Genomic DNA, 388 nt, shown 5'->3' on the forward strand with positions numbered 1-388 from the left:
ATTACAAAACTTACAGGCGTTGTGCGTATGCCTCTAGCTTGTCGGCATTGTGGTCCGGGACACAGCGCAAAAAACTGAACGGTTTGATCAGCTGTTCCGTTGATTGCCTCAGTGGCCCGGCCTTCTGCTACTCTTACGCCTTGGATATGCCTTATGGACTGTGGGAGAACGGCCTTGAGCTGGGATGAGCAACAATTGCAGACACACCTGGATGTGATGGCGGCGGCCATTAATGAGCGCTTTGCGGATAAGTCACCACTGCTGGTGGGGATTGAATCCGGTGGAGCCTGGGTGGCGCAGGCGCTCAATGACCGTTTGCCTGCGGCTCTGCCGCTGGGCTCACTGAATCCGGCGTTCTACCGGGATGATTTCGACACCCGTGGACTCA

Annotated in this window: 1 pseudogene; it reads left to right on the top strand. The window is 55.9% G+C overall.

The annotated features are described in order from the left end of the window. Window positions 1-174: 174 nt before the first annotated feature. Window positions 175-388: pseudogene (locus A3754_RS25830) on the top strand (bifunctional pyr operon transcriptional regulator/uracil phosphoribosyltransferase); the annotation flags it as partial.

Source organism: Alcanivorax sp. HI0083 (assembly GCF_001635175.1).